The organism is Achromobacter sp., from assembly GCF_050285585.1.
Taxonomy (GTDB): Bacteria; Pseudomonadota; Gammaproteobacteria; order Burkholderiales; family Burkholderiaceae_B; genus Achromobacter.
The window spans coordinates 408433-432434 of the sequence record NZ_JBLZXF010000003.1 but is presented as its reverse complement, the minus strand read 5'-3'; the positions used below and the strand labels follow the sequence as shown (position 1 = coordinate 432434).

Annotated in this window: 20 protein-coding genes, 1 rRNA gene and 1 other RNA gene; 19 read left to right on the top strand and 3 right to left on the bottom strand. The window is 66.5% G+C overall.

Annotated features, from left to right (window positions below; genetic code table 11):
• Window positions 1-189 precede the first annotated feature (189 nt).
• Together rrf and ACN6PJ_RS07535 are read left to right on the top strand one after the other, a co-directional pair.
• A 5S ribosomal RNA gene (gene rrf, locus ACN6PJ_RS07540) occupies window positions 190-302 on the top strand.
• A gap of 170 nt (window positions 303-472) precedes the next feature.
• Window positions 473-838: a DUF4870 family protein gene (locus tag ACN6PJ_RS07535; RefSeq protein ID WP_427995247.1), complete on the top strand. Its 366-nt coding sequence runs from the start codon at window positions 473-475 to the stop codon at window positions 836-838.
• Between the two features lie 67 nt (window positions 839-905).
• On the opposite strand, the gene ACN6PJ_RS07530 is transcribed toward ACN6PJ_RS07535, so the two are convergent.
• Window positions 906-1463: a LysE family translocator gene (locus ACN6PJ_RS07530; protein WP_427995246.1), complete on the bottom strand. Its 558-nt coding sequence runs from the start codon at window positions 1461-1463 to the stop codon at window positions 906-908.
• A 191-nt stretch (window positions 1464-1654) separates the two neighbouring features.
• On the opposite strand from ACN6PJ_RS07530, the gene gcvA reads away from it, so the two are divergent.
• The gene (gene gcvA / locus ACN6PJ_RS07525) at window positions 1655-2530 is read left to right on the top strand and encodes a transcriptional regulator GcvA (RefSeq protein ID WP_427995245.1); all 876 of its coding nucleotides are present in this window, start codon (window positions 1655-1657) and stop codon (window positions 2528-2530) included.
• Window positions 2531-2684: 154 nt separating this feature from the next.
• Here the strand turns inward: gcvA and ACN6PJ_RS07520 are convergent, their stop codons facing one another.
• The gene (locus ACN6PJ_RS07520) at window positions 2685-2963 is read right to left on the bottom strand and encodes an SWIB/MDM2 domain-containing protein (protein ID WP_006217453.1); all 279 of its coding nucleotides are present in this window, start codon (window positions 2961-2963) and stop codon (window positions 2685-2687) included.
• Window positions 2964-3110: 147 nt separating this feature from the next.
• On the opposite strand from ACN6PJ_RS07520, the gene ACN6PJ_RS07515 reads away from it, so the two are divergent.
• Together ACN6PJ_RS07515 and pyrC are read left to right on the top strand one after the other, a co-directional pair.
• Window positions 3111-4304, top strand: a complete 1194-nt coding sequence (locus ACN6PJ_RS07515; RefSeq protein WP_427995244.1) for a M20 aminoacylase family protein — start codon at window positions 3111-3113, stop codon at window positions 4302-4304.
• Between the two features lie 11 nt (window positions 4305-4315).
• Window positions 4316-5380 (top strand): dihydroorotase, encoded by a 1065-nt coding sequence (gene pyrC, locus ACN6PJ_RS07510; RefSeq protein ID WP_427995243.1) that lies wholly within the window; start codon window positions 4316-4318, stop codon window positions 5378-5380.
• A gap of 74 nt (window positions 5381-5454) precedes the next feature.
• Here the strand turns inward: pyrC and ACN6PJ_RS07505 are convergent, their stop codons facing one another.
• A complete protein-coding gene (locus ACN6PJ_RS07505; protein WP_427995242.1) occupies window positions 5455-7281 on the bottom strand; it encodes an ATP-binding cassette domain-containing protein in 1827 nt (608 codons plus the stop codon).
• A 133-nt stretch (window positions 7282-7414) separates the two neighbouring features.
• Between ACN6PJ_RS07505 and rnpB the strand changes: the two genes are divergently transcribed.
• From rnpB to ftsA, 14 genes are all read left to right on the top strand, one after another.
• Window positions 7415-7820: RNase P RNA component class A (gene rnpB / locus ACN6PJ_RS07500), an RNA gene on the top strand.
• Between the two features lie 354 nt (window positions 7821-8174).
• Window positions 8175-8603 carry a division/cell wall cluster transcriptional repressor MraZ gene (mraZ, locus tag ACN6PJ_RS07495; RefSeq protein WP_199164365.1) on the top strand — a complete coding sequence of 143 codons (429 nt, stop codon included), beginning with the start codon at window positions 8175-8177 and terminating at the stop codon, window positions 8601-8603.
• Window positions 8604-8610: 7 nt separating this feature from the next.
• A complete protein-coding gene (rsmH, locus tag ACN6PJ_RS07490) occupies window positions 8611-9708 on the top strand; it encodes a 16S rRNA (cytosine(1402)-N(4))-methyltransferase RsmH (protein WP_427995241.1) in 1098 nt (365 codons plus the stop codon).
• On the top strand, window positions 9708-9998 hold the full coding sequence (ftsL, locus tag ACN6PJ_RS07485) for a cell division protein FtsL (protein WP_129526747.1): 291 nt from the start codon (window positions 9708-9710) through the stop codon (window positions 9996-9998). Before rsmH ends, ftsL begins: the two co-directional genes overlap by 1 nt.
• A complete protein-coding gene (locus ACN6PJ_RS07480) occupies window positions 9995-11725 on the top strand; it encodes a peptidoglycan D,D-transpeptidase FtsI family protein (RefSeq protein WP_427995240.1) in 1731 nt (576 codons plus the stop codon). Before ftsL ends, ACN6PJ_RS07480 begins: the two co-directional genes overlap by 4 nt.
• Entirely contained in the window at window positions 11722-14583 is a 2862-nt protein-coding gene (gene murF, locus ACN6PJ_RS07475; protein ID WP_427995239.1) for a bifunctional UDP-N-acetylmuramoyl-L-alanyl-D-glutamate--2,6-diaminopimelate ligase MurE/UDP-N-acetylmuramoyl-tripeptide--D-alanyl-D-alanine ligase MurF, read from the top strand. The genes ACN6PJ_RS07480 and murF overlap by 4 nt, the downstream gene beginning before the upstream one ends.
• A complete protein-coding gene (mraY, locus tag ACN6PJ_RS07470; RefSeq protein ID WP_427995238.1) occupies window positions 14573-15742 on the top strand; it encodes a phospho-N-acetylmuramoyl-pentapeptide-transferase in 1170 nt (389 codons plus the stop codon). The genes murF and mraY overlap by 11 nt, the downstream gene beginning before the upstream one ends.
• On the top strand, window positions 15739-17271 hold the full coding sequence (gene murD, locus ACN6PJ_RS07465; RefSeq protein ID WP_427995237.1) for a UDP-N-acetylmuramoyl-L-alanine--D-glutamate ligase: 1533 nt from the start codon (window positions 15739-15741) through the stop codon (window positions 17269-17271). The genes mraY and murD overlap by 4 nt, the downstream gene beginning before the upstream one ends.
• Entirely contained in the window at window positions 17268-18461 is a 1194-nt protein-coding gene (gene ftsW / locus ACN6PJ_RS07460) for a putative lipid II flippase FtsW (RefSeq protein ID WP_427995236.1), read from the top strand. The genes murD and ftsW overlap by 4 nt, the downstream gene beginning before the upstream one ends.
• Complete coding sequence (murG, locus tag ACN6PJ_RS07455; protein ID WP_427995235.1) at window positions 18458-19534, top strand: undecaprenyldiphospho-muramoylpentapeptide beta-N-acetylglucosaminyltransferase; 1077 nt, start codon at window positions 18458-18460, stop codon at window positions 19532-19534. Before ftsW ends, murG begins: the two co-directional genes overlap by 4 nt.
• Window positions 19531-20937, top strand: coding sequence for a UDP-N-acetylmuramate--L-alanine ligase (murC, locus tag ACN6PJ_RS07450; protein ID WP_427995234.1), 1407 nt, complete (start codon window positions 19531-19533; stop codon window positions 20935-20937). Before murG ends, murC begins: the two co-directional genes overlap by 4 nt.
• Window positions 20934-21884, top strand: coding sequence for a D-alanine--D-alanine ligase (locus tag ACN6PJ_RS07445; protein ID WP_427995233.1), 951 nt, complete (start codon window positions 20934-20936; stop codon window positions 21882-21884). Before murC ends, ACN6PJ_RS07445 begins: the two co-directional genes overlap by 4 nt.
• Window positions 21885-21896: 12 nt before the next feature.
• Window positions 21897-22721, top strand: coding sequence for a cell division protein FtsQ/DivIB (locus ACN6PJ_RS07440; protein ID WP_427995232.1), 825 nt, complete (start codon window positions 21897-21899; stop codon window positions 22719-22721).
• 4 nt (window positions 22722-22725) lie between these two features.
• Window positions 22726-23952, top strand: coding sequence for a cell division protein FtsA (gene ftsA, locus ACN6PJ_RS07435; protein ID WP_043542559.1), 1227 nt, complete (start codon window positions 22726-22728; stop codon window positions 23950-23952).
• Window positions 23953-24002 lie beyond the last annotated feature (50 nt).

The window sequence follows — 24002 nt, the reverse complement described above, 5'->3', positions numbered from 1 at the left end:
GGACGTCTGTGAAAGTAGGTCATCGTCAGGCTTTTATTCCGCAAAACCCCACAGGTAACCCTGTGGGGTTTTGTCTTTTGTGAGAGCCCATTGTCGGCGCCTGTCGAGCCAACCTCCAGGCGACACCGGCGGGCTCCAGATCCAGAATTGGAGCGTTTGCCACGCAAGGCGGGCGTTCAAACCGTTATGCCTGACAACCATAGCAAGGTGGTCCCACTCCTTCCCATCCCGAACAGGACAGTGAAACGCCTTTGCGCCGATGATAGTGGACGGACGTCCGTGAAAGTAGGTCATTGCCAGGCTTCAATCCAGAAACCCCACAGCACGAGCTGTGGGGTTTTTCTTTGCGGATTGTCAGACGCACACCCGGCTGCAAGCCGCGCCAGCATTGAATGTGCCCAAATAACAACGGCCGTGGGCGGGGTAGCTTTGTGCGGTAAGATTGACCGAGTCAATTCGTTGGAGCGTTATCGTGAGTGATCCCCAGACCCCCGTGCCCGGTACGACTTTAGATCTGCGCACGCTGACCCACGTTGCCTACGGCCTGTACGCGCTGGGCTTCCTGACGAGTGGATTTCTGGGCATCGCGACACTGGCGGCGGTCGTGCTCATGTACGTCAAGCGCTCGGATGCCGCTGGCACGGTCTATGCCTCCCATTTCGACTGGTTGCTGCGCACCTTCTGGTGGGCCCTGCTGTGGCTGGCCATCAGCGGTATCGCGACGCTCATTTTCATCGGCTGGATCGGCCTGGCCGCCACCGTGGTGTGGGTGCTGTACCGCTTGATCAAGGGCTGGCTGGCTCTGCTGGAAGGCTCTGCGCCGACCACATACGCCTGAACGCGTCGATCCCCACCCAAAAGGCCGGCTTTCGCCGGCCTTTTTCAATTCGCGCATTCCCCTGGCTTCAGGACAGGACCACGTACGCGGCGACGGCCAGCATGGCGCTGCCGAACACCAAGGCCTGGAGGCGCAAGGCTCGCGGAGAGGTAAAGCGGCCCAGGATGACCTGTCCGCCGTAGATCCAGGGGAAATGGCAGAGCAGGCCCAGGACCACGAAGGCGATGCTCAGCTGCGCAACCTGGCTTGCCAGGCCGGCTTCCGGCGCGAGAAATTGCGCGAACATCACGATGATCATGGAATGGATCTTCGGGTTGAGGATCACGCAGACGAACCCGTCCAGCAATCCTAGCCTCCTGCCGCCGGCTTGCGCGTCCGCAGGCGTGGCGGATGCCTGGAAGAAGCCCCATGCGAGATACAGTAGATACGCTACGCCCGCCCATTTCAGGAGGAGGTGCAATTGCGGGTAGTCGTGAAGCGTGCCGCCCAGGCCCAAGCCGTAGAGGGCGCAAAGCGCGGCGTTGCCGGCTTCGAAGCCTATCCAGAACGGGAGGGAACCGCGCAGGCCGTAACGGCCGCCGGCGGTGGCGAGCAGCGTGTTGCCAGGCCCCGGGCTGGCGATCATCGGCACCGCATATCCGAGGAATACCGTCCAAATCTCCCAAGCTATCATCGCTGCCGCCCTTTTATTGCGTGGTGTAGGCCCGGCGGCACCTGGCGCCCGCTGGGCCGGAAGAGCTCTAGTAGATAGCGCTACCGGGCCGAAGCAAAACGATCTATTCTCATACGTTTCATAAATCCAGCTAATCAAGGACCATGCGACGCCTGCCGCCTTTCGGGGCGCTGCGCGCCTTCGAGGCCGCGGCCCGCCATTTGAGTTTCACCCGCGCGGCGCAAGAGCTGTGCGTCACGCAGGCCGCCATCAGCCACCAGGTGCGACAGCTCGAAGACTGGCTGGGAGAACCCATGTTTACGCGCCGGGGGCATTCGTTGACGCTGACCCGCAAGGGAGCGTCTTATCTGGCGGCGTTGTCGCAAGCCTTCGACCGCATTGCAGAGGCAACCGGACGAGTGCGCGAGGCCGAGGAAGGCCCATTGCGCATTACTGTGTTGCCCTCATTCGCCTCGCGTTGGCTGCTGCCGCGCCTGCCGGCGTTTCGTGCCAGCCATCCGGAGGTGGATCTGCGCGTGACGAGCTCGCTGGAGATTTGGGATGGCGGGGCCGAATTCGATGCCGGCATCCGTTCGGGCCTGGGCCGTTGGGCAGGCCTCAAGGCCGATCTGTTGGCGCGCGAATCGCTGTCTCCCGTATGCAGCCCCGCGCTGGCGCTGGGTCCGCCATTGCTCGCGGAGCCCGCCGACCTGGCTTCGGTTCCGCTGTTGCACGATCAGCCGCGCGCCGGATGGGAACAGTGGTGCCGCCATGCGAACGTCTCGCTGGATCTCTCGCAAGGCCCGGTATTCAACGACTCGGCGCTGGTTCTGCAAGCCGCTGTCGAAGGCCAGGGCGTTGCGTTGGGGCGTTTGACGCTGGCCGCGGACGACCTGCGCAAGGGGCGCCTGGTGCGGCTCTTCGATCTGGTCCTGCCGAACGATTACAGCTACTGGCTCGTCTATCCGCGCGCGGCCGCACAGCGTCCAGGCTTGGTGGAATTTCGCCGCTGGCTGCTTGAAGAAGCGCGCCGGGCTTGACGACTGGGGGATGCGGGTAAGGCGATGTTGGCGCGGTTGCCGCAGCCGGAGGGGGAATGGCGCTAGGCACAGGTGAGGCGGGCTCGCCCGGCACTGAGCCAGGGCGTCGAGGCGAGCTGGAGGCAGGGACGTACGGGGTACGCCCTTTGCCTGCTTACTTCAGATGTGCGTTGACCAGCTTGGTCAGTTCGAACATCGTGACCTGATCCTTGCCGAAGATCGGGCGCAGCTTGGCATCGGCGTTGATGTTGCGCTTGTTGCTGGCATCTTGCAGGTTGTGCTTCTTGATGTATTCCCAGATCTTCTTGGTGACCTCGGTACGCGGCACGGCTTCCGAGCCGATGACAGCGGCCAATTCGGCGCTGGGGGTCAGGGGCTTCATGAATGCAGCGTTCGGCTTGCGCGCGGTCGCGGGTTTGGAGGTTGTGGCCATAATGCGGCGCTCCTTCTCTGGCTGTTGGAAAAATTGTCCTGCGGCCGGAGCATAACGTGTCTCTCCCGTAAAGACAAAGGCATTTATCCTCTGTAGCAACTAAAATGCACAGATTGTCCCCCCCTTCTCGTCATTCTGTAACCTCCTATGTACGCACGATCTCCATTGGAATCAATTCGACTGTTTCACGACGAATTGACGGCGCTTCGGCGCGATTTGCATGCTCATCCGGAATTGGGATTCGAGGAGGTGCGCACGTCCGGAATCGTTGCGGGCTCGCTTGAAGCGCTGGGTATCGAGGTGCATCGCGGCATCGGCAAGACGGGCGTGGTGGGCGTCATTCGTGGAAAACGCTGCGACAGCGGGCGCATGATCGGCCTGCGCGCCGACATGGATGCATTGCCCATGACCGAGGATAACGATTTCGGCCACAAGTCCACGAAGCCGGGCCTCATGCACGGTTGCGGCCATGACGGCCACACGGCCATATTGATCGGCGCGGCGAAATATCTGGCGCAGACGCGCAATTTCGACGGCACCGCCGTGCTGATTTTCCAGCCCGCGGAAGAGGGGCGAGGCGGCGCGCGCGCCATGCTGGAAGACGGCCTGTTCGATACTTTTCCTTGCGACGCGATCTATGCGCTGCATAATTGGCCGGGCCTGAAGCCGGGCACCGTGGGGATCAACCCCGGGCCGATGATGGCGGCCGCCGACCGCTTCGAGATCCAGATCACGGGACGCGGTGGACACGGCGCGCATCCGTACCAGACCATCGATCCCGTCACCATCGCGGGCCAGATCATCACTGCCTTGCAGACTATCGTGTCGCGTAACGTGAATCCCCTGGATTCGGCGGTGGTGTCCATCGGCTCCCTGCAGGCGGGGCATCCGGGCGCGATGAGCGTGATTCCGCGCGAAGCCAAGATGGTGGGCACGGTGCGCACGTTCCGCAAGTCCGTGCAGGAAATGGTGGAAGCGCGCATGCGTGAACTGGTGTCCGCCATTGCGGGCGCCTTCGGCGGCTCCGCCGAAGTGATCTACGAACGCATTTACCCCGCGACCTTGAATACGCCGCAGCATGCCAATCTGGTGGCCGACATCGCCACCGAGATGATAGGCAAGGAGAATGTGGTGCGCGACCTGGTGCCGTCGATGGGGTCCGAGGATTTCTCCTTCATGCTGCAGAGCAAGCCGGGCGCTTACTTCAGGCTGGGGCAGGGCGGCGCCGATTCCGGCTGCGTGCTGCATAACTCGCATTTCGATTTCAACGATGCGGTCATTCCCTTGGGCAGCGCAATGTTCTGCGCGCTGGCCGAACGGGGCATGCCGCTGGCAGATTAAGAAGCCTTTCCATGTCTACTCAGAATACGACTCAGCTCACCATTACCCGCCCCGACGACTGGCACCTGCACCTGCGCGACGGCGCTGCGCTGGAAGCCGTGGTGGCGGATACCGCGCGCCAGTTCGCGCGCGCAATCATCATGCCGAACCTGAAGCCGCCGGTGACCAACACCGAGCAGGCGCTGGCCTATCGCGGTCGCATCCTCGAGGCATTGGGCAAGGCGGGCGGCAATCCCGCGACCTTCACCCCGCTGATGACGCTCTACCTGACGGACAACACGTCCGCGGAGGAAATCTTCCGCGCGCACGAATCGGGCCAGGTATATGCGGTGAAGCTGTATCCCGCCGGCGCCACCACCAACTCGGACGCGGGCGTGACCGATCTGCTGGGCAAGTGCACGAAGGCGCTCGAGGCGCTGGAGAAATGCGGCATGCCCTTGCTGGTGCACGGAGAGGTGACGGATCCGTCGATCGACGTGTTCGACCGCGAAGCGGTTTTCGTCGATCGCGTCATGAAGCCGTTGCGCCGCGCGTTCCCCGCCTTGAAAGTCGTATTCGAGCACATTACGACGAAAGAGGGCGCGGAGTACGTCCGGGATGCCGAAGGCCCCATTGCCGCGACGATCACGCCGCAGCACATGCTGTACAACCGCAACGCGATTTTCCAGGGCGGCGTGCGGCCGCATTGGTATTGCCTGCCGATCCTGAAGCGCGAGACGCACCGGCAGGCGCTGGTCGACGCGGCCACCAGCGGCAGCCCGCGCTTTTTCCTGGGCACCGACAGCGCGCCGCATGCGCGAGGGTTGAAGGAACATGCCTGCGGTTGCGCAGGCTGCTACACGGCGCTGCATGCGATGGAGCTGTACGCGACCGCGTTCGAGGCTGCCGGGAAGCTGGACAAGCTGGAAGGTTTCGCCAGTTTCCATGGCCCCGATTTCTACGGCCTGCCGCGCAATACCGGCACGCTGACGCTGGTGCGCGAAGCCTATCAGGTGCCTGACGACCTGCCTTTCGGCGATACGACGCTGGTGCCGCTGGCCGCGGGAGAAGCGCTGGCCTGGCGCGCGCACGCCTAGATGTTCAAACGGGCTGTCGCAAGACAGCCCGCTTTTATTGCCTTCCTATATGTATATATAGAGGCTGCCGCGAATCACAGCGTGCCCTCGCGGCGCGCTTCAAGCAGCTCCCAGCGGGCGAACCGTTCTTCCAGCTCGCTTTCCAGCTTGGCCAGCTCGCCGTTGATGCGTTCGACCTCGGCCGGCGCGTCGCGGTACAGGCTTCCATCCGCGAGCTTTCCAGCCAGTTCGGCCTGCTGCGCTTCCAGCGCGGCGATGGCATCGGGCAGCCCCTCCAGTTCGCGCAGTTCCCAGGAGTTCATCTTGGCGGATCGGGCGGGCTTGGGGCGAGCGGCCTTGGCGCGGGCCGCGCCGTCATCGACAGGCCGCGCGGCGGCGCCGGCGTCTTCGGACGGGGCGGCGGGCGCGGGGCGTTGGGCGACCCATTCATCGTAGCCGCCGACATAGTCGCGCCAGCGCCCGTTGCCTTCGTAGGCGATGGTCTGCGTGACCACGTTGTTGAGGAAGGCGCGGTCGTGGCTGACGAGCAGCACGGTGCCCGAGTATTCCTGCAGCAGCTCTTCCAGCAGCTCCAGCGTTTCGATATCGAGATCGTTGGTGGGTTCGTCCAGGACCAGCACGTTGGCGGGACGGGCGAACAGGCGGGCCAGCAGCAGGCGGGCGCGCTCTCCGCCCGACAGGCTGCGCACGGGCGAGCCCGCGCGGGCAGGCGAGAACAGGAAATCGCCCAGGTAGCTCATCACGTGCTTGCGGGTGCCGCCGATTTCGACCCATTCGCTGCCCGGACTGATGATGTCGACGAGCGTGGCGTTCTCGTCCAGCTGCGCGCGCATCTGGTCGAAATAGGCGACCGACACATTGGTGCCCATCCGAGTAGCGCCGCTGTCGGGCTGCATTTCGCCCAGGATCAGCTTGAGCAGGGTGGTCTTGCCGGCGCCATTGGGGCCGATGATGCCGATGCGGTCGCCGCGCAGGATGGTGGTGGAGTAATCGTCCACCACGATCTTCTCGCCAAAGGCCTTGCCTACGTGCTCGAGCTCGGCCACGAGCTTGCCCGAGCGCTGACCTTCGGCCAGCGCCAGCGAAACGTTGCCGACGCGCTCGCGGCGCTCGGCGCGTTCGACGCGCAGCCGCTCCAGGCGGCGCACGCGGCCTTCGTTGCGGGTGCGGCGCGCCTCGACGCCCTTGCGTATCCAGACTTCTTCCTGCGCCAGCAGCTTGTCGAAGCGGGCCTGCTCAAGCCGTTCGGATTCCAGCCATTGGGCCTTGCGCTCCTGCCATTGCGAGAAATTGCCGGGAAAGCTCAGCAGCCGTCCGCGGTCGAGTTCGACGATGCGCGTGGCGATGGCGTCCAGGAAGCGGCGGTCGTGGGTGATGATGACCGCGGCGCCTTTCCAGCCGCGCAGCATGTCTTCCAGCCAGGCGATGCCTTCGAAGTCGAGATGGTTGGTGGGCTCGTCCAGCAGCAGCAGATCCGGTTCGTCGACCAGCGCGCGGGCCAGCGCGACGCGCTTGCGCGTTCCTCCGGACAGGCCGGCGATCTGCACGTCGGCAGGCAGGCCGAGCTTTTCGAGCACGGCGCGCACGCGCGACGGGCGCTGCCAGTCTTCGTGGTCGCCTTCCACGTTGCAGACCACGTCGAAGACGGTGGCGTTCTCGTCGAGCTCGGGTTCCTGCTCGACGGTGGCCACGCGCAAGCCGGAACTGCGCGCGATATCGCCGTCGTCGGGCAGCGTCCTGCCGTCCAGCAGTCTCAGCAGGGAGGACTTGCCGGCACCGTTGCGGCCGATGAGGCCGATGCGCTCGCCCGCCTGGATGGCGAAATCGGCGTGGTCCAGCAGCGGGTGATGGCCGTAGGCCAGCTGGATGTCGGTAAGAGTGATGAGGGTAGCGAGGGCCATGTAGTGGGTAGCGTCTGCGTCTGTGCGAATCAAGGCGTATTGTCGCAGGAACGCGCGGGGCCGTTTGGCTCGGACCGTCCGTGGGGGGGGGCTTCGGGGACGGAGCCGCCACCTGTACTAGAATACGAACCGCAAGGCGGGTCGGGCGATCGCGGTGGATGCGAATCCATCGAGGAAGGTCCGGACTCCACAGGGCAGGGTAACGGCTAACGGCCGTCCGGCCGCGTCTTCGGGCGCGGTTGAGGAATAGGGCCACAGAGACGAGTCTGCGGGGTGGGCGCGCATCGCGCGCACAGGTACGGCCATCTCCGTATCGCGCCGTCCGGCAACGGGCGGCGGCATCGCAGGGTGAAACGCGGCAACCTCTATCCGGAGCAACATCAAATAGGCATGCGTGCGGCCTCCGGGCTGCGAAGGGCGGCTCCGTCCGAGTATGCGGGTAGATGGCTACAGCGGCCCAGCAATGGTCCGCGCAGAGGAATGATCGTCCGCCAGGGAAACCTGGTGTACAGAATCCGGCCTATAGATCCGTCTTGCAACTCATTCTCAAAACGAGCGGCCGCCGGGCCGGTCCCCGGCGCCGCGCGGACCGGCTCGCGCCCTTTTTTGGCTGGTCTCTGGCGCCGCGCTCGCCGGGAAGCCTCGCCAATAGGAGCGAACGACCGATCGTAAAACAATGCAAAGTCATTGTTAGGCGCCACTTCTGAAGAAGGACTTTTAGATAATGTCGCAACCTCCTGATTTATTGGGAGGTTTTTGTTTTTGCGCATTTACATATTGATCTAAGTCCTTGTTGTGATTGAAAAAATTGCAACCACGCGCTTGACCGCCCCTGTCCCATACCGTAGAGTGGGAAATAGTAGGAAATTGTGCAATTAAGTGGGGTAAAAGTGGTGTTTCAGGGAAGCAGCGCGCTCACGCTGGATGCCAAGGGACGGATCTCGATTCCGACCCGGCATCGTGACGCGCTCATGTCGCAGGCCGAAGGCCGGCTGACCCTGACCCGCCACCCCGACGGCTGCCTGCTGGTGTATCCGCGGCCCGAGTGGGAAAAGAAGCGCGAGCAGATCGCCGCTTTTCCCATGACGGCCCGCGCGCTGCAGCGGCTGTTGCTGGGCAACGCTCAGGACGTGGAACTGGACGGCTCCGGCCGGGTCCTGATCGCTCCTGAACTGCGCAACGCTTCCGGTATGACGCGCGATGTGATGCTGCTCGGTTTGGGCGCGCACTTCGAGCTGTGGGACGCCGCTACCCTGGCCAGCCGCGAGGCTGAGGACTTGGCCAAGGGTATGCCGGATGTGTTGAATCAGTTTTCGTTCTGAAAAAGTTATGGAATTCGAACATCGGCCCGTCTTGCTGGAGCCGACGGTGGACGCGCTATTGCTGGCCGGATTCGGCGGCAAGGGCGCGGCACGGTCGCAAGAGCAAGACGGGCCGGCTGCGGCTACGCGAGCGGAGAGCGGCGTCTTCGTCGACGGCACCTTCGGGCGTGGCGGGCACAGTCGCGAGCTGCTCGGCCGTCTGGGGCCGGGCGCGCGGCTGGTGGTGTTCGACAAGGATCCGGAGGCGATCGCCGTGGCCAATGCGTTGGCGGCGGCGGACCCGAGGGTCACCGTGGTGCATGGGGGCTTTGCCACCATGGCCGAAGAGTTGGAGCAGCTCGGCATCGGCAAGGTCGATGGCGTGATGCTGGATCTGGGCGTGTCGTCGCCTCAGATCGATGATGCCGAGCGCGGTTTCTCGTTCATGCGAGATGGCCCGCTCGACATGCGGATGGACACCACTCGTGGTCCCACGGTGGCGGATTGGCTGGCGCAAGCCAGTGTGGATGAGATGCGGGAGGTCATAGCGGATTATGGCGAAGAACGGTTTGCTTTTCAGGTTGCAAAGGCGATTGCTGCTCGCCGCGCAACAAGGCCGCTGCGCACCACGCTCGAGCTTGCCGAGTGCGTCGCCAGCGCCGTCCGCACGCGCGAAAAGGGGCAGCATCCGGCCACACGCACCTTTCAAGCTTTACGGATTTACATCAATCGGGAACTCGAAGAGCTCGCGCGCACCCTCGCGGCAGCTCTAGACCTGCTGGCTCCGGGGGGGAGATTGGCGGTGATCAGCTTTCATTCGCTTGAGGACCGCATGGTCAAGCAGTGCATCGCGGCGGCGGCTCGTCCGGCTGCGGCGCACGCGCGCCTGCCTCTGCGGGAAAGCGAAATGCCCCAGCCGGTGCTGCGTTCCCTCGGGCGCGTGGTGGCCGAAGACGAGGAGGTCTCGTCCAATGCCCGCGCCCGTTCCGCCATCCTGCGCGTTGCCGAACGCACGGAAACGCCGCTGCCCGCAGAGGGCGGCTTCGCGTTCGTGAAGATCGGTTCCCTGCCCGGCAGCGACCTGGCTCCGCCGCCCCGGCGCGGCGGCAAGGGAGGGCGCCGCTGATGGGTCGCGTCAATCTGATCGTTGCGGCTTTGCTGATGCTGTCGGCCATTTCCCTGGTCACCAGCCGGTATCAGTCGCGCCAGCTGTTCGTCGAGCTGGGACGCGATCAGGCGCAGGCGCGCGACCTGGAAACCAATTGGCGGCGCCTGCAACTCGACCGCGCCGAACTCGCCCGCAATGCGCGGGTGGACGCCATCGCGCGTGACGGCCTGAAGATGATCTCCATCGTTCCGGACCGCACGCTGTATATGAATCAGGCGCCCGTCTCCGCCAGCGGAGGCGCGCAATGAAACGCGTTCCTTTCTTCGACAACCCCGTGCTGCGCGGGCAATTGCCCACGTGGCGCGCGCGCCTGGTGCTGATCCTGCTGTTCGGCGGGTTTACCGTGCTGGCCGGCCGCGCGCTGTTCCTGCAGGGACTGTCCACTGAATTCCTGCAACAGCAGGGCGAGCGGCGCTATGAGCGCACGCTGACCCTGGCCGCCACGCGCGGCAAGATCATGGACCGCAATGGCGCCGTGCTGGCCTCCAGCGTGCCCGCGCGCGCGATCTGGGCGATTCCCGAAGACACCAAGCAGGCCACCGCGGCCCAGCTGGATACCTTGGCGAAGCTGCTGGAAACGCCGGTCGCCGACCTGCGCCATCGCCTCGTCGACGAAGACAAGAATTTCGTCTACCTGAAGCGCCAGGTCTCCATGGACGTGGCCGACAAGATCAAGCAGCTGGGCATGCCGGGCGTGCATCAGCAGCCCGAAACCCGCCGCTACTACCCGGACGGGGACGTGATGGCCCACGTGGTGGGCTTCAACAGCGTCGAGGACCAGGGGCAGGAGGGCGTCGAGCTCACGTTCAACCAGCAGCTTTCCGGCCGCCCGGGCAGCCGCCGTGTCATCAAGGACCGGCTGGGCCGGGTGATCGAGGACGTGCAGGCCGTGACCTTGCCGGTGGATGGCCGCGACCTGCGCCTGTCGATCGATACCCGCCTGCAGTACCTGGTGTTCAAGGCGTTGAAGGACGCCATGGACAAGCACCAGGCCAAGGGCGCGACCGCCGTGGTCGTGGACGTGCATACGGGCGAGATCCTGGCGCTGGCCAACGTTCCCACCTTCGATCCCAACAAGCGGGAGACTTTTCACGGCGCCAATCTGCGCAACCAGGCGATCACCGACACGTTCGAGCCGGGTTCGATCATGAAGCCCTTCACCGCCGCGCTGGCGCTGGACCTGGGCCGCATCAGCACGAAAACCCTGTTCGAAACCGGCAATGGCCGCTTCCAGTACCAGGGCAGCACGATCAGCGACGTGAGCCGCAACGGCACGCTGGACGTGGCCGGCGTGCTGCGCAAGTCCAGCAACATCGGCATGACGATGATCTCGGAGAAGCTGGAAGCCCGCGAAATGTGGGACCGCTTCACGGAGCTGGGCCTGGGTCAGGCGCCTCAGGTGGGATTCCCCGGCGCGGCTCCGGGCCGACTGCGTCCCTGGGACCGCTGGCGCCTGATCGAAAAGGCCACGATGGCCTATGGCTACGGCCTGTCGGTGTCGCTCCTGCAGGTGGCGCGCGCCTATACCGTCTTTGCACGCAACGGCGACATGGTGTCGCTGACCCTGGTCAAGCGCGACAGCGATCCCACCAGCGTCAAGATCTACACGCCGAAAACCACCGAGCTGGTGCGGGGCATGCTGGAAGCCGCCGCCGGTCCCGAAGGCACCAAGGCCGCCCAGGTGCAGGGCTACCGCGTGGCCGGCAAGAGCGGCACCGCGCGCAAGATCGTCGACGGTAAGTACAGCACGCAGCGCTACCGGAGCTCGTATGTGGGCTTTGCGCCGGTGTCCGATCCGAAGATCGTGGTGGCCGTGTCCATCGACGAGCCGACGGTCGGCGGCTACTACGGAGGCGCGATCGCCGCGCCAGTGTTCTCCCAGATCGTGGGCGGTAGCCTGCGGTTGATGGGGGTGCGTCCTGACGCACCCTTCGAATCCACTATTGTTGCTGGTCTCAAGGAGCCAGGCAGATGAACGCCAAAGGCTTCCATCCTTCTTCCCCCGTCGCCACGGTTGCCGAAATCGTGGCGTGGTTGCATGCGCGCGTTTCGTTGACGGCGCATCTCAAGCTGGACTCCCGCGAGATCGAGCCGGGCGACGTGTTCGTCGCCTGCCCGGGCCTGTCCAGCGATGGGCGCCTCTATATAGAGAAGGCGCTGGCGTTGGGCGCCAGCGCGGTACTGTTCGAAGCGCCCGCGAGCGAGGCCATCGAGGCCGCGGCTGCGCAGGCCCAGATGCTGCCGGTGACCGGCCTGCGCGCCTTGCTGGGCGAGCTGGGCGACACCTGGTATGGCCGGCCTTCCGCCGCGCTTGCCGTGGTGGCCGTGACGGGCACCAACGGCAAGACGTCGTCCGTGCAATGGATCGCCCACGCGCTGAGCCGCAATGACAAGCCCTGCGGCACCATCGGCACGCTGGGCGCGGTGCTGCCCGACGGCCGCACGCTGGGCGGCGACCTGACGACGCCCGATGTGCTGACCGTGCACCGCACGCTGGCCGCGATGCGCGACGCGGGGGCCAAAGCCGTCGCGATGGAGGCGTCGTCGATCGGCATCGAACAGGGCCGGATGGACGGCGTGCGCGTGGCGCTGGCGGCCTTCACCAACCTGACGCGCGACCACCTCGATTACCACGGCACGATGGCGCGGTACGAGGCGGCCAAGGCGCGCCTGTTCCGTTGGCCGGGCCTCACGGCCGCCGTGGTCAATGCGGACGACGAAGCCGGACGCCGCCTGCTGGCGAGCCTGCCCGCCGACATGGCGATGGGCTACAGCCTGAGCGATGAGGCCGGGATCCCCGCGGCGATGCGCGCGCGCGATCTCCAGGCCACGTCCCAGGGCCAGATCTTCACCCTGGTGTCGCCGCACGGCGAAGCCCAGATCGTGACGCGTCTGCTGGGCGCGCACAATGTGTCGAACCTGCTGCTGGTCGCGGGCGTGCTGTATCAGCTTGGCTTGCCGTTTGCGCAGATCGCGCGCGAGCTGGCGGCGACCGACCCGGTCGACGGCCGTCTGCAGACCGTGGAGCCGCTGGGTTCCAGCGGCGCGCAGGCCGGCACCGGCCGCGGGCCGCTGGTGGTGGTGGACTACGCCCATACGCCCGACGCCCTGTCGCGGGCGCTGGCGGCCTTGTGCGCCGTCGCGGCGGCGCGTTCGGGCCGCCTGGTCTGCCTGTTCGGCTGCGGCGGCGAGCGGGATCCGGGCAAGCGCCCCGAGATGGGACGCATCGCGGCCGACCTGGCCGACCATGTGGTCGTGTCCAGCGACAATCCGCGCACCGAATCGCCCGAAGCCATCGTTCAACAGATTCTTGGCGGCATTCCCGAGTCGGCGCACGCCGACGTGCAGGTGGACCGCGCGCGCGCCATCATGCAGACCATCTGGGCAGCGTCGCCCGAAGACGTGGTGCTGCTGGCGGGCAAGGGGCATGAAACCTACCAGGACATCGGAGGCGAGAAGCTGCCCTTCGACGATCGCGAATGGGCGCGCCTGGCCATGCTGCTTCCGCAGGTCAAGGGCGTGTCCACGGACACGCGCCGCATCGGCGAGGGCGAGTTGTTCGTGGCGCTGGTGGGCGAGAATTTCGACGCGCACGACTACCTGGATCAGGCCGGGGAGCGCGGCGCGTGCGCGGCCGTGGTGGCGCATGCCGTGCCTGACGCCCGCCTGCCGCAATTGGTGCTGGGTGACACCCGCGCGGCCTTGATGCGCATCGGCGCGGCCTGGCGCGCGCGGTTTTCCCTGCCCGTCGTCGCGGTGACAGGCAGCAACGGCAAGACCACGACCAAGGAAATGATCTCGGCCATGCTCGCCGATTGGCGTGGCGAGGCGGGCCGCCTGGCCACCGCCGGCAACCTGAACAACGACATCGGCGTGCCGCTGACGCTGCTGCGGCTGCGCCCGGAGCATCGCGCCGCGGTGTTCGAGCTCGGCATGAACCATCCCGGCGAAATCGCGCAGCTGGCGGCCATGGCCGCGCCCACGGTGGCGCTGGTGACGAACGCCCAGCGCGAGCACCAGGAATTCATGCATAGCGTGGAAGCGGTGGCGCACGAGAACGGCGCCGCCATCGCCGCGCTGCCCGAGGACGGCGTCGCCGTCTATCCGGGCGATGAGCCGTATTCGAAGATCTGGGACGCCCTGGCCGAGCCGCGCCGCGTGCTGCGTTTCGGCCTGCAGCCGGGCCTGGACGTGTATGCGGAGCAGATCCTGGCCGACGTGAACGCAACGCGCTGCCGCGTGGTGACGCCGGTCGGCACCGCAGACCTGGCGCTGCCGGTGCCCGGCCTGCACAACCTGCGCAACGCTTTGGCGGCCATCGCCAGCGCCGTCGCGGCCGGGACGCCGCTGGATAGCGCGGTGCGCGCCCTGGCCGGTTTCAGCCCCGTCGCGGGCCGCATGCAGCACAAGAAAATGAGTGACGGTACGTTGCTCATCGACGACACCTACAATGCGAACCCCGACTCGGTTCGCGTGGCCATCGACGTGCTGGCGCGCATCGCCGGCACGCGTGTCCTCGTACTGGGCGACATGGGCGAGGTCGGGGACAACGGCCCCGCCATGCATGTAGAGGTGGGGAATTACGCGCGCGAGCAAGGGCTCGATGCGCTCATCACGCTGGGCGAAGCCAGCCGGGCGGCATCCGCCGCATTCGGTGCGGGGGCGCGCGCCTGCGCATCGGTAGACGAAGTCGTTGCCGCCTTGCGCGGCCTGCGTCCGTCCTGCGTATTGGTAAAGGGATCGCGCTTTATGCGCATGGAGCGGGTAGTGACGGCTTTTTCCACGAATGAAAACACGGCGGCCAAGGGGCAGGGAGAGCACGATGCTGCTTGAAATCGCCCGCATGCTGTCTGACGATGTGCGCGCACTGGGCGTGTTCGAATACATCACCCTGCGCGCTGTGCTGGCATGCGCGACCGCGCTGCTGATCGGCCTGGTGGCCGGCCCGCGCGTCATCCGCAAGCTGACCGAGATGAAGATCGGCCAGGCCGTGCGCTCCTACGGCCCGGAATCCCACCTGGTCAAGACGGGCACTCCCACCATGGGCGGCGTGCTGATCCTGATTTCGATCGCCATCAGCACCCTGCTGTGGGCGGACTGGACCAACCGCTTCGTGTGGGTGGTGCTGCTGGTGACGTTCGGTTTCGGCTGGATCGGCTGGATGGACGATTACCGCAAGGTGGTCTACCGCGATCCCGAAGGCATGCCCGCGCGGCAGAAGTTCTTCTGGCAGGCCACCATCGGCATGGTGGCTGCGGTGTATCTGGCGTTCGCCGTATCGGCACCCGCCAACACCGAACTGTGGCCCCTCTTCAAGGCATGGGTGGGCAGCGGCTTCACCATGTCGCTGCCGACGCGCGCCGACCTGATCGTGCCGTTCTTCAAGAGCGTGAGCTACCCGCTGGGCGTGCTCGGTTTCGTGGCGCTGACCTGGGCGGTCATCGTCGGCACCAGCAACGCCGTGAACCTGACCGACGGCCTGGACGGCCTGGCGATCATGCCTACCGTCATGGTGGGCAGCGCGCTGGGCATCTTCGCCTATGTGGTCGGCCGCGTGGACTATTCCAAGTACCTGTTGTTTCCCTATATCCCGGGCGCGGCGGAACTGATGGTGCTGTGCGCCGCGATCGGCGGCGCCGGCCTGGCATTTTTGTGGTTCAACGCGTATCCGGCGCAGGTCTTCATGGGCGACGTCGGCGCGCTGGCGCTGGGCGGCGCGCTGGGCACCATCGCGGTCATCGTGCGCCAGGAGATCGTGCTGTTCATCATGGGCGGTGTCTTCGTGGTCGAGACCCTTTCCGTGATGATGCAAGTGACTTGGTTCAAGTACACCAAGCGACGTTATGGAACAGGTAGACGCATTTTCCGCATGGCCCCGTTGCATCATCACTTTGAAGTGGGTGGCTGGAAAGAAACCCAGGTGGTCGTGCGTTTCTGGATCATCAGCATGATGCTGGTGCTGATCGGCCTCTCTACTCTGAAGTTGCGATGAATACGATGGAAACCTCCCGCGCAGACGCGCCGCTCGTCCTGATCCTCGGATTGGGCGAGACGGGTGTCGCCGCCGCTCGCTGGTGCGCCCGCCAAGGCGCCCGCCTGCGCGTGGCCGACACGCGCGCCGAGCCGGGCGGGTTGGCTGCGCTGCGCGAGTCGCTGGCGCAGAGCGAAGTGGAATACCGGCTGGGCTGCGACGCGTCCTTCGAGACGGCGCTCCTCGATGGCGTGAGCCAGGTCGTGCTGAGCCCCGGCCTGGCGCCCGCCCAGGCCCCGGCGGCCGATCTGCTGCGCGAGGCCGAGGCCCGCGGCATCGAGATCGTCGGCGAGATCGAATTGTTCGCGCGCGCGCTGGCCGAGCTGGCCGAAACGCGCGAGTACCGGCCGCGCGTGCTGGCCGTGACCGGCACCAATGGCAAGACCACCGTGACCGCGCTGACGCGGCAGTTGATCGAAGCCAGCGGGCTGTCGGTCATGGCGGCGGGCAACATCAGCCCCGCGGCGCTGGCCGCGCTGATGGCGGCGCTGGACGCCGATACGCTGCCGCAGGCCTGGGTGCTGGAGCTTTCCAGTTTCCAGCTGGAAACCACGCGCTCGCTGATGGCCGACGCGGCCGTCGTGCTGAACGTCACCCAGGATCACCTGGACTGGCACGGCAGCATGGAAGCCTATGCGCAGGCCAAGGCGCGTCTGCTGACAATGGCCCGGATCGCCATCGTCAACCGCGACGATCCCCACACCGTCGGCATGGTCGCCACCCTGAATGCGCTGAACGTGCGCAGTTTCGGCCGCGAGGTGCCGGAACTCGTCGGCGACATGGGCCTGGAGCTGGGCCAGGGCGTGGCCTGGCTGGCGGCCTGCGAGCCCAACGATTTCGATGAGCCCGCGCCGCCTCCGCGCCGCAAGAAGGACGCGCCCGAACCGGTGCGCGCCAAGGGTCGCATGAGCCGCCTGATGCCGGTGGACGCCCTGCGCATCCGCGGCATCCACAACGCCTTGAACGCGCTGGCCGCGCTGCAGCTGGCGCGCTGCCTGGACCTGGGCTGGGGCGCCATGCTGCGCGCGCTGCGCGAGTACACGGGCGAGCCGCATCGCGCGGCCTTCGTGCGCACGATCGGGGGCGTGGACTACATCAATGACAGCAAGGGCACCAACGTGGGCGCCACCGTCGCCGCGCTGGAGGGCCTGGGCCAGCAGGTGGTGCTGATCGCCGGCGGCCTGGGCAAGGGCCAGGATTTTTCGCCGCTGATTCCGGGCGTGGCGCGCCATGCGCGCGCCGTGATGCTGATCGGCCAGGACGGCCCCGAGATCGGACGCGTGCTGGCGCCGACCGGCGTGCAGTGCATTACGGTCGAGACGCTGCGCGACGCCGTACGCGGCGCGGCCGAACTGGCTCAGCCGGGCGATGCCGTGCTGCTGTCGCCTGCCTGCGCCAGCATGGACATGTTCCGCAACTATCCGCACCGCGGGCAGGTGTTCGTGGAAGAGGTGGAAGACCTCGCCCGCGACCAAGGAGAGGTGGCATGAGCCTGATCGCCGACCTCACCGCCAGCGTCAACGCCGTACGGCCCGGCCGTACCCGCATGCGCAATTTCGATCTGCCGCTGGTCATCGCGGCATCGACGTTGCTGCTGCTCGGCCTGCTGATGGTGTATTCGGCGTCGATCGCGCTGGCCGACGGCCCGCGCTACGCGTCCTATGGGCGCTACTATTTCGTGATCCGCCACGGCTTGTTCATCAGCGCCGGCCTGGTCGGCGCGGCCGTGGTGCTGGCGATCCCCATCCGCGTCTGGCAGCGCCTGGCGGTGCCGCTGTTCGGGGTGGCTATGGCACTGCTGGTCGCCGTGCTGATCCCGGGCATCGGCCGGGAGGTGAACGGCGCCCACCGCTGGATCCCGCTGGGCCCGCTCAACTTCCAGCCGTCCGAGCTGATGAAGCTGGCCGCGCTGCTCTACGCCGCCGACTACACGGTGCGCAAGCAGGAACACATGCAGGCATTCGCCCGGGGCTTCCTGCCCATGGCCGTCGCGCTGGGCGGCGTGGGCATGCTGCTGCTGCTGGAGCCCGACCTGGGCGCCTTCATGGTGATCGTGGCGATCGCCATCGGCATCCTGTTCCTGGGCGGTATCAACGGCAAGTATTTCAGCAGCCTGCTGGCGGTGCTGGTCAGCACCTTCCTGATGCTGATCTGGCTGTCGCCGTGGCGCCGCGCGCGGCTGTTCGCCTATCTGGATCCCTGGAACGAAGACAACGCCTACGGCAGCGCCTACCAGCTGTCGCATTCGCTGATCGCGCTGGGGCGCGGGGAATGGCTGGGCGTGGGCCTGGGCGCCAGCGTCGAGAAGCTGCATTACCTGCCCGAGGCGCACACTGACTTCCTGATGGCGGTGGTGGGCGAGGAGCTGGGCTTCGCGGGCGTGATGCTGGTCATCATCCTGTTCGCCATCATCGTGTACCGCGGTTTCGATATCGGCCGCCAGGCCATCGCCATGGAACGCACTTTCGCGGGCCTGGTGGCGCATGGCGTCGCCATGTGGTTCGGCGTGCAGGCCTTCATCAACATGGGGGTCTGCCTGGGCCTGCTGCCCACCAAGGGCCTGACCCTGCCGCTGATGAGCTACGGCGGCTCGGGCGTGGTGATGAACCTGTGCGCATTGGCCATGCTGATCCGGGTCGACGTCGAAAACCGCATCATGATGCGGGGGGGACGAGTATGACCGCGTCCCGCACCATCCTGATCATGGCCGGCGGCACCGGCGGGCACATCATGCCCGGGCTGGCGGTGGCCGACGTGCTGCGCGAGCGCGGCTGGCGCGTGCTGTGGCTGGGCAATCCCGAAAAGATGGAAGGTCGGCTGGTGCCGCCGCGCGGCATCGAGCTGGTGCCCCTGCGCTTCCAGGGCGTGCGCGGCAAGGGCGTGTCGGCGCTTCTGAAGCTGCCGTTCCTGCTGCTGCGCGCGTTCGCGCAGGCGTGGTCGCGTCTTGCAGACGTGCGCCCCGACGTGGTGCTGGGCATGGGCGGTTACGTGGCCTTTCCGGGCGGCGTGGTCGCCGCGCTGCGCGGGACGCCGCTAGTCGTGCATGAACAGAACGCCGTGGCAGGCACCGCGAACAAGTGGCTGGCCAGGATGGCGCGCCGCGTGCTCAGCGGTTTTCCCGGCGTGCTGCCCAAGGGCGAGGCCATGGGCAACCCCGTCAGGGCGGATATGTGCGCGCTGCCGGATCCGGCAGCGCGCTATGCCGGCCGCAGCGGCGCGCTGCGCGTGCTGGTCGTGGGCGGCAGCCTGGGCGCCCAAGCCTTGAACACCACGCTGCCGCAGGCGCTGGCGCTCCTGCCGCAGGAAAGCAGGCCGGAGGTCGTCCACCAGGCCGGCGAACCGCATTTGCCCGCGCTGCAGCAGGCCTACGCCCAGGCGGGCGTGGCGGCCGACTGCCGCGCGTTCATCGACGACATGGCGGGCGCCCTGGGGGCGGCCGACCTGCTCATCTGCCGCGCGGGCGCCATGACGGTGTCCGAAGTGGCCGCGGCGGGCGTGGCGGCGCTGTTCGTGCCGTTCCCGCATGCCATCGATGACCATCAGACCGCCAACGCGCGCTTCCTGAGCGATGCGCAGGCCGCCTGGCTCCAGCCTCAGACCGCCTTGACGCCCGAGTGGCTGGCGCAGTGGCTGGGCCAGCGCACCCGACAGGAACTCCAAGCCGTCGCAGAACGGGCCCGTGCGCATGCGCGCCCCGAGGCGGCGGCCCATATCGCCGACGCCTGTGAACAAGCAGCGGGGCGTTCATCATGAAACACAGAATCCAACATATCCATTTCGTAGGCATCGGCGGCTCGGGCATGAGCGGCATTGCCGAAGTGCTGCTCAACCTGGGCTACACGATCAGCGGCTCCGACCTGAACGAATCGGCCGTGACGCGCCGCCTCGCCGCCCTGGGCGTGAAGATCTCCATCGGCCATGTGGCCAGCAACGTGACCGGCGCCGGCGCCATCGTGACGTCCACGGCCGTGGCTGGCGACAACCCCGAGGTGATCGCGGCCCGTTCGGCCCGCATTCCCGTGGTGCCGCGCGCCATCATGCTGGCCGAACTGATGCGCCTGAAGCGCGGCATCGCCGTTGCCGGAACCCATGGCAAGACGACCACGACCAGCCTCGTGGCCAGCGTGCTCGCCGCAGGCGATCTCGACCCCACTTTCGTGATCGGCGGCCGCCTGAATTCCGCCGGCGCCAATGCGCGGCTGGGCCAGGGCGACTACATCGTGGTCGAGGCCGACGAATCCGACGCCTCGTTCCTGAACCTGCTGCCCGTGATGGCCATCGTGACCAATATCGATGCCGATCACATGGATACCTACGGGCACGACGTGGCGCGCCTGAAGAGCGCGTTCATCGAGTTCACCCAGCGCCTGCCGTTCTACGGCAGCGCCGTGCTTTGCCTGGATGACGCGAACGTGCGGGAGATCATGCCCTTCGTATCCCGGCCGATCACCACCTACGGGCTCAACCCCGAGGCGCAGGTGCATGCCTACGAAGTGCAGCCGGCGGGCACGAGCATGCGTTTCAACGTGCAGCGCACCTATCTGGACACGCTTTTGCCGCCGCTGGAAGTGGAGCTGAACCTGCCCGGCCTGCACAACGTGCGCAACGCGCTGGCGGCGATCGCCGTGGCGACCGAATTGGGCGTGTCCGACGACGCGATCCGCGAGGCGCTGGCGTCGTTCAAGGGCGTCGGCCGGCGGTTTACCCAGACCGGCGAGTTCCCGGTGCCCGCCAGCCATGGCGGCGGCACCTTCACGGTGATCGACGATTACGGCCACCACCCCGTGGAAATGGCGGCCACGCTGGCTGCCGCGCGTGGCGCCTGGCCCGACCGCCGCATCGTGCTGGCATTCCAGCCGCACCGCTACACGCGAACCCGGGATTGTTTCGAGGATTTCGTGCGTGTGCTGGGCACGGCGGACGCCGTGCTGCTGACCGAGGTCTACGCCGCGGGCGAGCCGCCGCTGGTGGCGGCGGACGGCCGGGCCCTGTCGCGCGCGCTGCGGGTGGCCGGCAAGGTCGAACCGGTGTTCGTCGAAGACGTGACGGAGCTACCGCAAGCGGTGGTGGACTTCGTCCGTGACGGCGACGTCGTGGTTGTCATGGGAGCGGGGTCGATCAGCAAGGTCCCCGCCCAAGTAGGAGAGCTGGCATGAACACGCAATTCGGCAAGGTGGGGGTGTTGTACGGCGGGCGTTCCGCCGAGCGCGAGGTGTCGCTGATGTCGGGGGCGGGCGTGCATCAGGCGCTGCTCAGCGCCGGCGTCGACGCCCATCTGTTCGACACCGGCGAGCGCAGCCTGTCCGAACTGGCGGAGCAGGGATTCGACCGCGTGTTCATCGCCCTGCACGGCCGCTACGGTGAGGATGGCACGATCCAGGGCGCGCTGGAGCTGCTGGGCATTCCCTATACCGGAAGCGGTCCGCTGGCTTCCGCGCTGGCCATGGACAAGACCATGACCAAGCGCGTGTGGCTGCAGCATGGCCTGCCCACGCCCGGGTTCGAAGTCCTGGACGCCGACACCGAGCTGCGCCTGGTGCCCGATCGCCTGAGCCTGCCGCTCATCATCAAGCCGCCGCATGAGGGGTCGACGGTCGGCATCACCAAGGTGGTGGGCTATTCCGACATGAAGGAAGCCTATGCCGCGGCGGCTCGCTTCGACAGCGAGGTGCTGGCCGAGCAGTTCATTTCGGGCCGCGAACTGACCGTGGCGGTGCTGGGCTCCGGCAAGGCCGCGCGCGCGCTGCCCGTGATCGAGATCGCCGCACCCGGCGGCAACTACGACTACGAGCATAAGTATTTCTCCGACGACACGCAGTACTTCTGCCCGGCCGCCCTGCCTCCCGAAGTGGCGGAGGAAGTCGCCGGGATCGCCGTCAAGGCATACCAGGCGCTGGGTTGCGAAGGCTGGGGCCGCGCCGACTTCATCCTCGACCGGGACAACCGGCCGTGGCTGCTTGAAATGAATACCTCGCCCGGCATGACCAGTCACTCTCTCGTTCCCATGGCCGCGAAGGCGGTGGGAATCAGCTATGCCGATCTGTGCGTGGCAATTTTGTCCGAGGCTGCGTGCAAGGTGCGCAGCCCGGCCCGCAACGCTTGACCTGGATAATCTGTGTGGAACGACGCTCGCACTACCAACCTGATCGCCAACACGCTGGCCGTGCTGGCGGTTTGCGCCATGCTCGTCGCGGGTGTGGTGTGGGTAGCGCAGCGCCCGTTCTTCACGCTGTCGGCCATCGAGCTGGAATCGATGCCGGACACCGAGCTGCACTATGTGTCGCCGGGCGCGGTGCGATCGGCGATCGCCGGCCGCTTCAAGGGCAACTTCTTCACGGTGGACCTGGACGACGCGCGGGAGATCTTCGAGTCGGTTCCGTGGGTCCGGCATGCGACCGTGCGGCGGATCTGGCCGAACGTGCTGCGCGTGCGGATCGAGGAACAGCAGCCCCTGGCGCTGTGGAACGAGAACCAGATGATCAACACCTGGGGCGAGGCGTTCACGGCCAACACGGGCGAGGTGGACGACGAGACCGTGCTGCCGCAATTCTTCGGTCCCGAGGGCACCGAGTCGCTGGTCGTGCAGCGCTATGCCGAGCTGGCGCGCTGGTTCGCCCCGCTGGACATGCACGTCAAGCAGCTGGAACTGAGCCCGCGCTATGCCTGGCGCGTCGTGCTGTCCAACGGCATGTCGCTGGACCTGGGACGAGATCCGGGCGCCGATGCGCCCGACCCGCATGGCTTGCCCGGCGCATTGCCGTTCGCGGCCCGTATTCAACGCTTTGTGCAGGCGTGGCCCGCCGTGGCGGGGCGCCTGGAAGGGCGCACCGTGACGCAGGCCGACCTGCGCTATCCGAATGGTTTCGCCCTGGCGCTGGCTCCATTGCCACCGTCGGAAACCAAAACCAAATCCACACCGAAACCTCCGAAGAAACGCTAACGCCATGACCCGTGACATCAAGGACCTTATCGTCGCCCTCGATATCGGCACCAGCAAGGTGGTGGCTGTGGTGGCTGAAATCCTGCCTGAAGGCCGCTTCGAAGTGCTAGGCCTGGGCCAGCACGAATCGCGCGGCATGCGCAAGGGCGTGGTCGTCAATATCGAGACCACTGTGAATTCCATCCAGCGCGCGCTTGAAGAAGCCGAGCTGATGGCAGATTGCAAGATTCGAGACGTCTACACCGGCATCGCCGGCAGCCATATCCGCAGCTTCAATTCCAGCGGCATGGTCGCCGTGAAGGACAAGGAAGTCACCGCCACCGACGTTGCCCGCGTCATCGAAACCGCCAAGGCGGTGAACATCCCCACCGACCAGCAGGTGCTGCACGTGCTGACGCAGGAGTTCATCGTCGATGGCCAGGAAGACATCCGCGAGCCGATCGGCATGAGCGGTCTGCGCCTGGAAGTGCGCGTGCACATCGTGACCGGCGCCGTCAGCGCCGCGCAGAACATCGTCAAGTGCGTGCGCCGCTGCGGCCTGGAAGTGCAGGATCTGATCCTGCAGCCCCTGGCCTCCAGCCTGGCCGTGCTGACGGCCGACGAGAAAGAGCTGGGCGTCGTGCTGGTCGACATCGGCGGAGGCACCACCGACGTGGCGATCTTCACCGGCGGAGCGATCCGCCACACCGCCGTGCTGCCCATCGCCGGCGACCAGATCACCAACGACATCGCCGCGATGCTGCGCACGCCCACGCCCGATGCCGAGGAAATCAAGCTGCGCTATGGCGTGGCCAAGCAGGTCCTGGCCAGTCCGGACGAGTCCGTGGAAGTGCCGGGCCTGGGCGACCGCGGCCCGCGCCAGGTCAAGCGCCAGGCGCTGGGCGCCGTGATCGAGCCGCGCGTGGAGGAACTGTTCACGCTGGTGCAGCAGGTCGTGCGCGACTCCGGCTACGAGGATCTGCTGGCCTCCGGCGTGGTCCTGACCGGGGGCTCGGCGCAATTGCCCGGCATGATCGAGCTGGCCGAGGATGTGTTCCTCAAGCCGGTGCGCGTGGCGGTGCCCGAATACGAAGGCAGCCTGGCCGACGTGATGCGCAACCCGCGCTTCTCGACGGTGATGGGCCTGCTGCAGGAAGCGCGGATGCAACGGGTGCGCGGCCGCAAGGTCGCCGCCCAGACCGGCAACTTCAAGACCCTGCTGGCGCGCATGAAGGAATGGTTCATGAATTAGGTAGAGGGGGGCAGGTTGGGGCCTGCTCCTTGGTCCGGTCGGCTGGCGGT

Bases quoted from the DNA above. Each gene is read 5' to 3' on its own strand.
- murG (WP_427995235.1), top strand. From the start codon at position 18,458: ATGACCGCGTCCCGCACCATCCTGATCATGGCCGGCGGCACCGGCGGG.
- ftsL (WP_129526747.1), top strand. From the start codon at position 9,708: ATGGGTCGCGTCAATCTGATCGTTGCGGCTTTGCTGATGCTGTCGGCC.
- gcvA (WP_427995245.1), top strand. From the start codon at position 1,655: ATGCGACGCCTGCCGCCTTTCGGGGCGCTGCGCGCCTTCGAGGCCGCG.
- murD (WP_427995237.1), top strand. From the start codon at position 15,739: ATGAATACGATGGAAACCTCCCGCGCAGACGCGCCGCTCGTCCTGATC.
- ACN6PJ_RS07515 (WP_427995244.1), top strand. From the start codon at position 3,111: ATGTACGCACGATCTCCATTGGAATCAATTCGACTGTTTCACGACGAA.
- mraY (WP_427995238.1), top strand. From the start codon at position 14,573: ATGCTGCTTGAAATCGCCCGCATGCTGTCTGACGATGTGCGCGCACTG.
- ACN6PJ_RS07480 (WP_427995240.1), top strand. From the start codon at position 9,995: ATGAAACGCGTTCCTTTCTTCGACAACCCCGTGCTGCGCGGGCAATTG.
- ACN6PJ_RS07530 (WP_427995246.1), bottom strand. From the start codon at position 1,463: ATGATCGCCAGCCCGGGGCCTGGCAACACGCTGCTCGCCACCGCCGGC.
- pyrC (WP_427995243.1), top strand. From the start codon at position 4,316: ATGTCTACTCAGAATACGACTCAGCTCACCATTACCCGCCCCGACGAC.
- murC (WP_427995234.1), top strand. From the start codon at position 19,531: ATGAAACACAGAATCCAACATATCCATTTCGTAGGCATCGGCGGCTCG.
- murF (WP_427995239.1), top strand. From the start codon at position 11,722: ATGAACGCCAAAGGCTTCCATCCTTCTTCCCCCGTCGCCACGGTTGCC.
- rsmH (WP_427995241.1), top strand. From the start codon at position 8,611: ATGGAATTCGAACATCGGCCCGTCTTGCTGGAGCCGACGGTGGACGCG.
- ACN6PJ_RS07445 (WP_427995233.1), top strand. From the start codon at position 20,934: ATGAACACGCAATTCGGCAAGGTGGGGGTGTTGTACGGCGGGCGTTCC.
- ftsA (WP_043542559.1), top strand. From the start codon at position 22,726: ATGACCCGTGACATCAAGGACCTTATCGTCGCCCTCGATATCGGCACC.
- ACN6PJ_RS07520 (WP_006217453.1), bottom strand. From the start codon at position 2,963: ATGGCCACAACCTCCAAACCCGCGACCGCGCGCAAGCCGAACGCTGCA.
- ftsW (WP_427995236.1), top strand. From the start codon at position 17,268: ATGAGCCTGATCGCCGACCTCACCGCCAGCGTCAACGCCGTACGGCCC.
- ACN6PJ_RS07505 (WP_427995242.1), bottom strand. From the start codon at position 7,281: ATGGCCCTCGCTACCCTCATCACTCTTACCGACATCCAGCTGGCCTAC.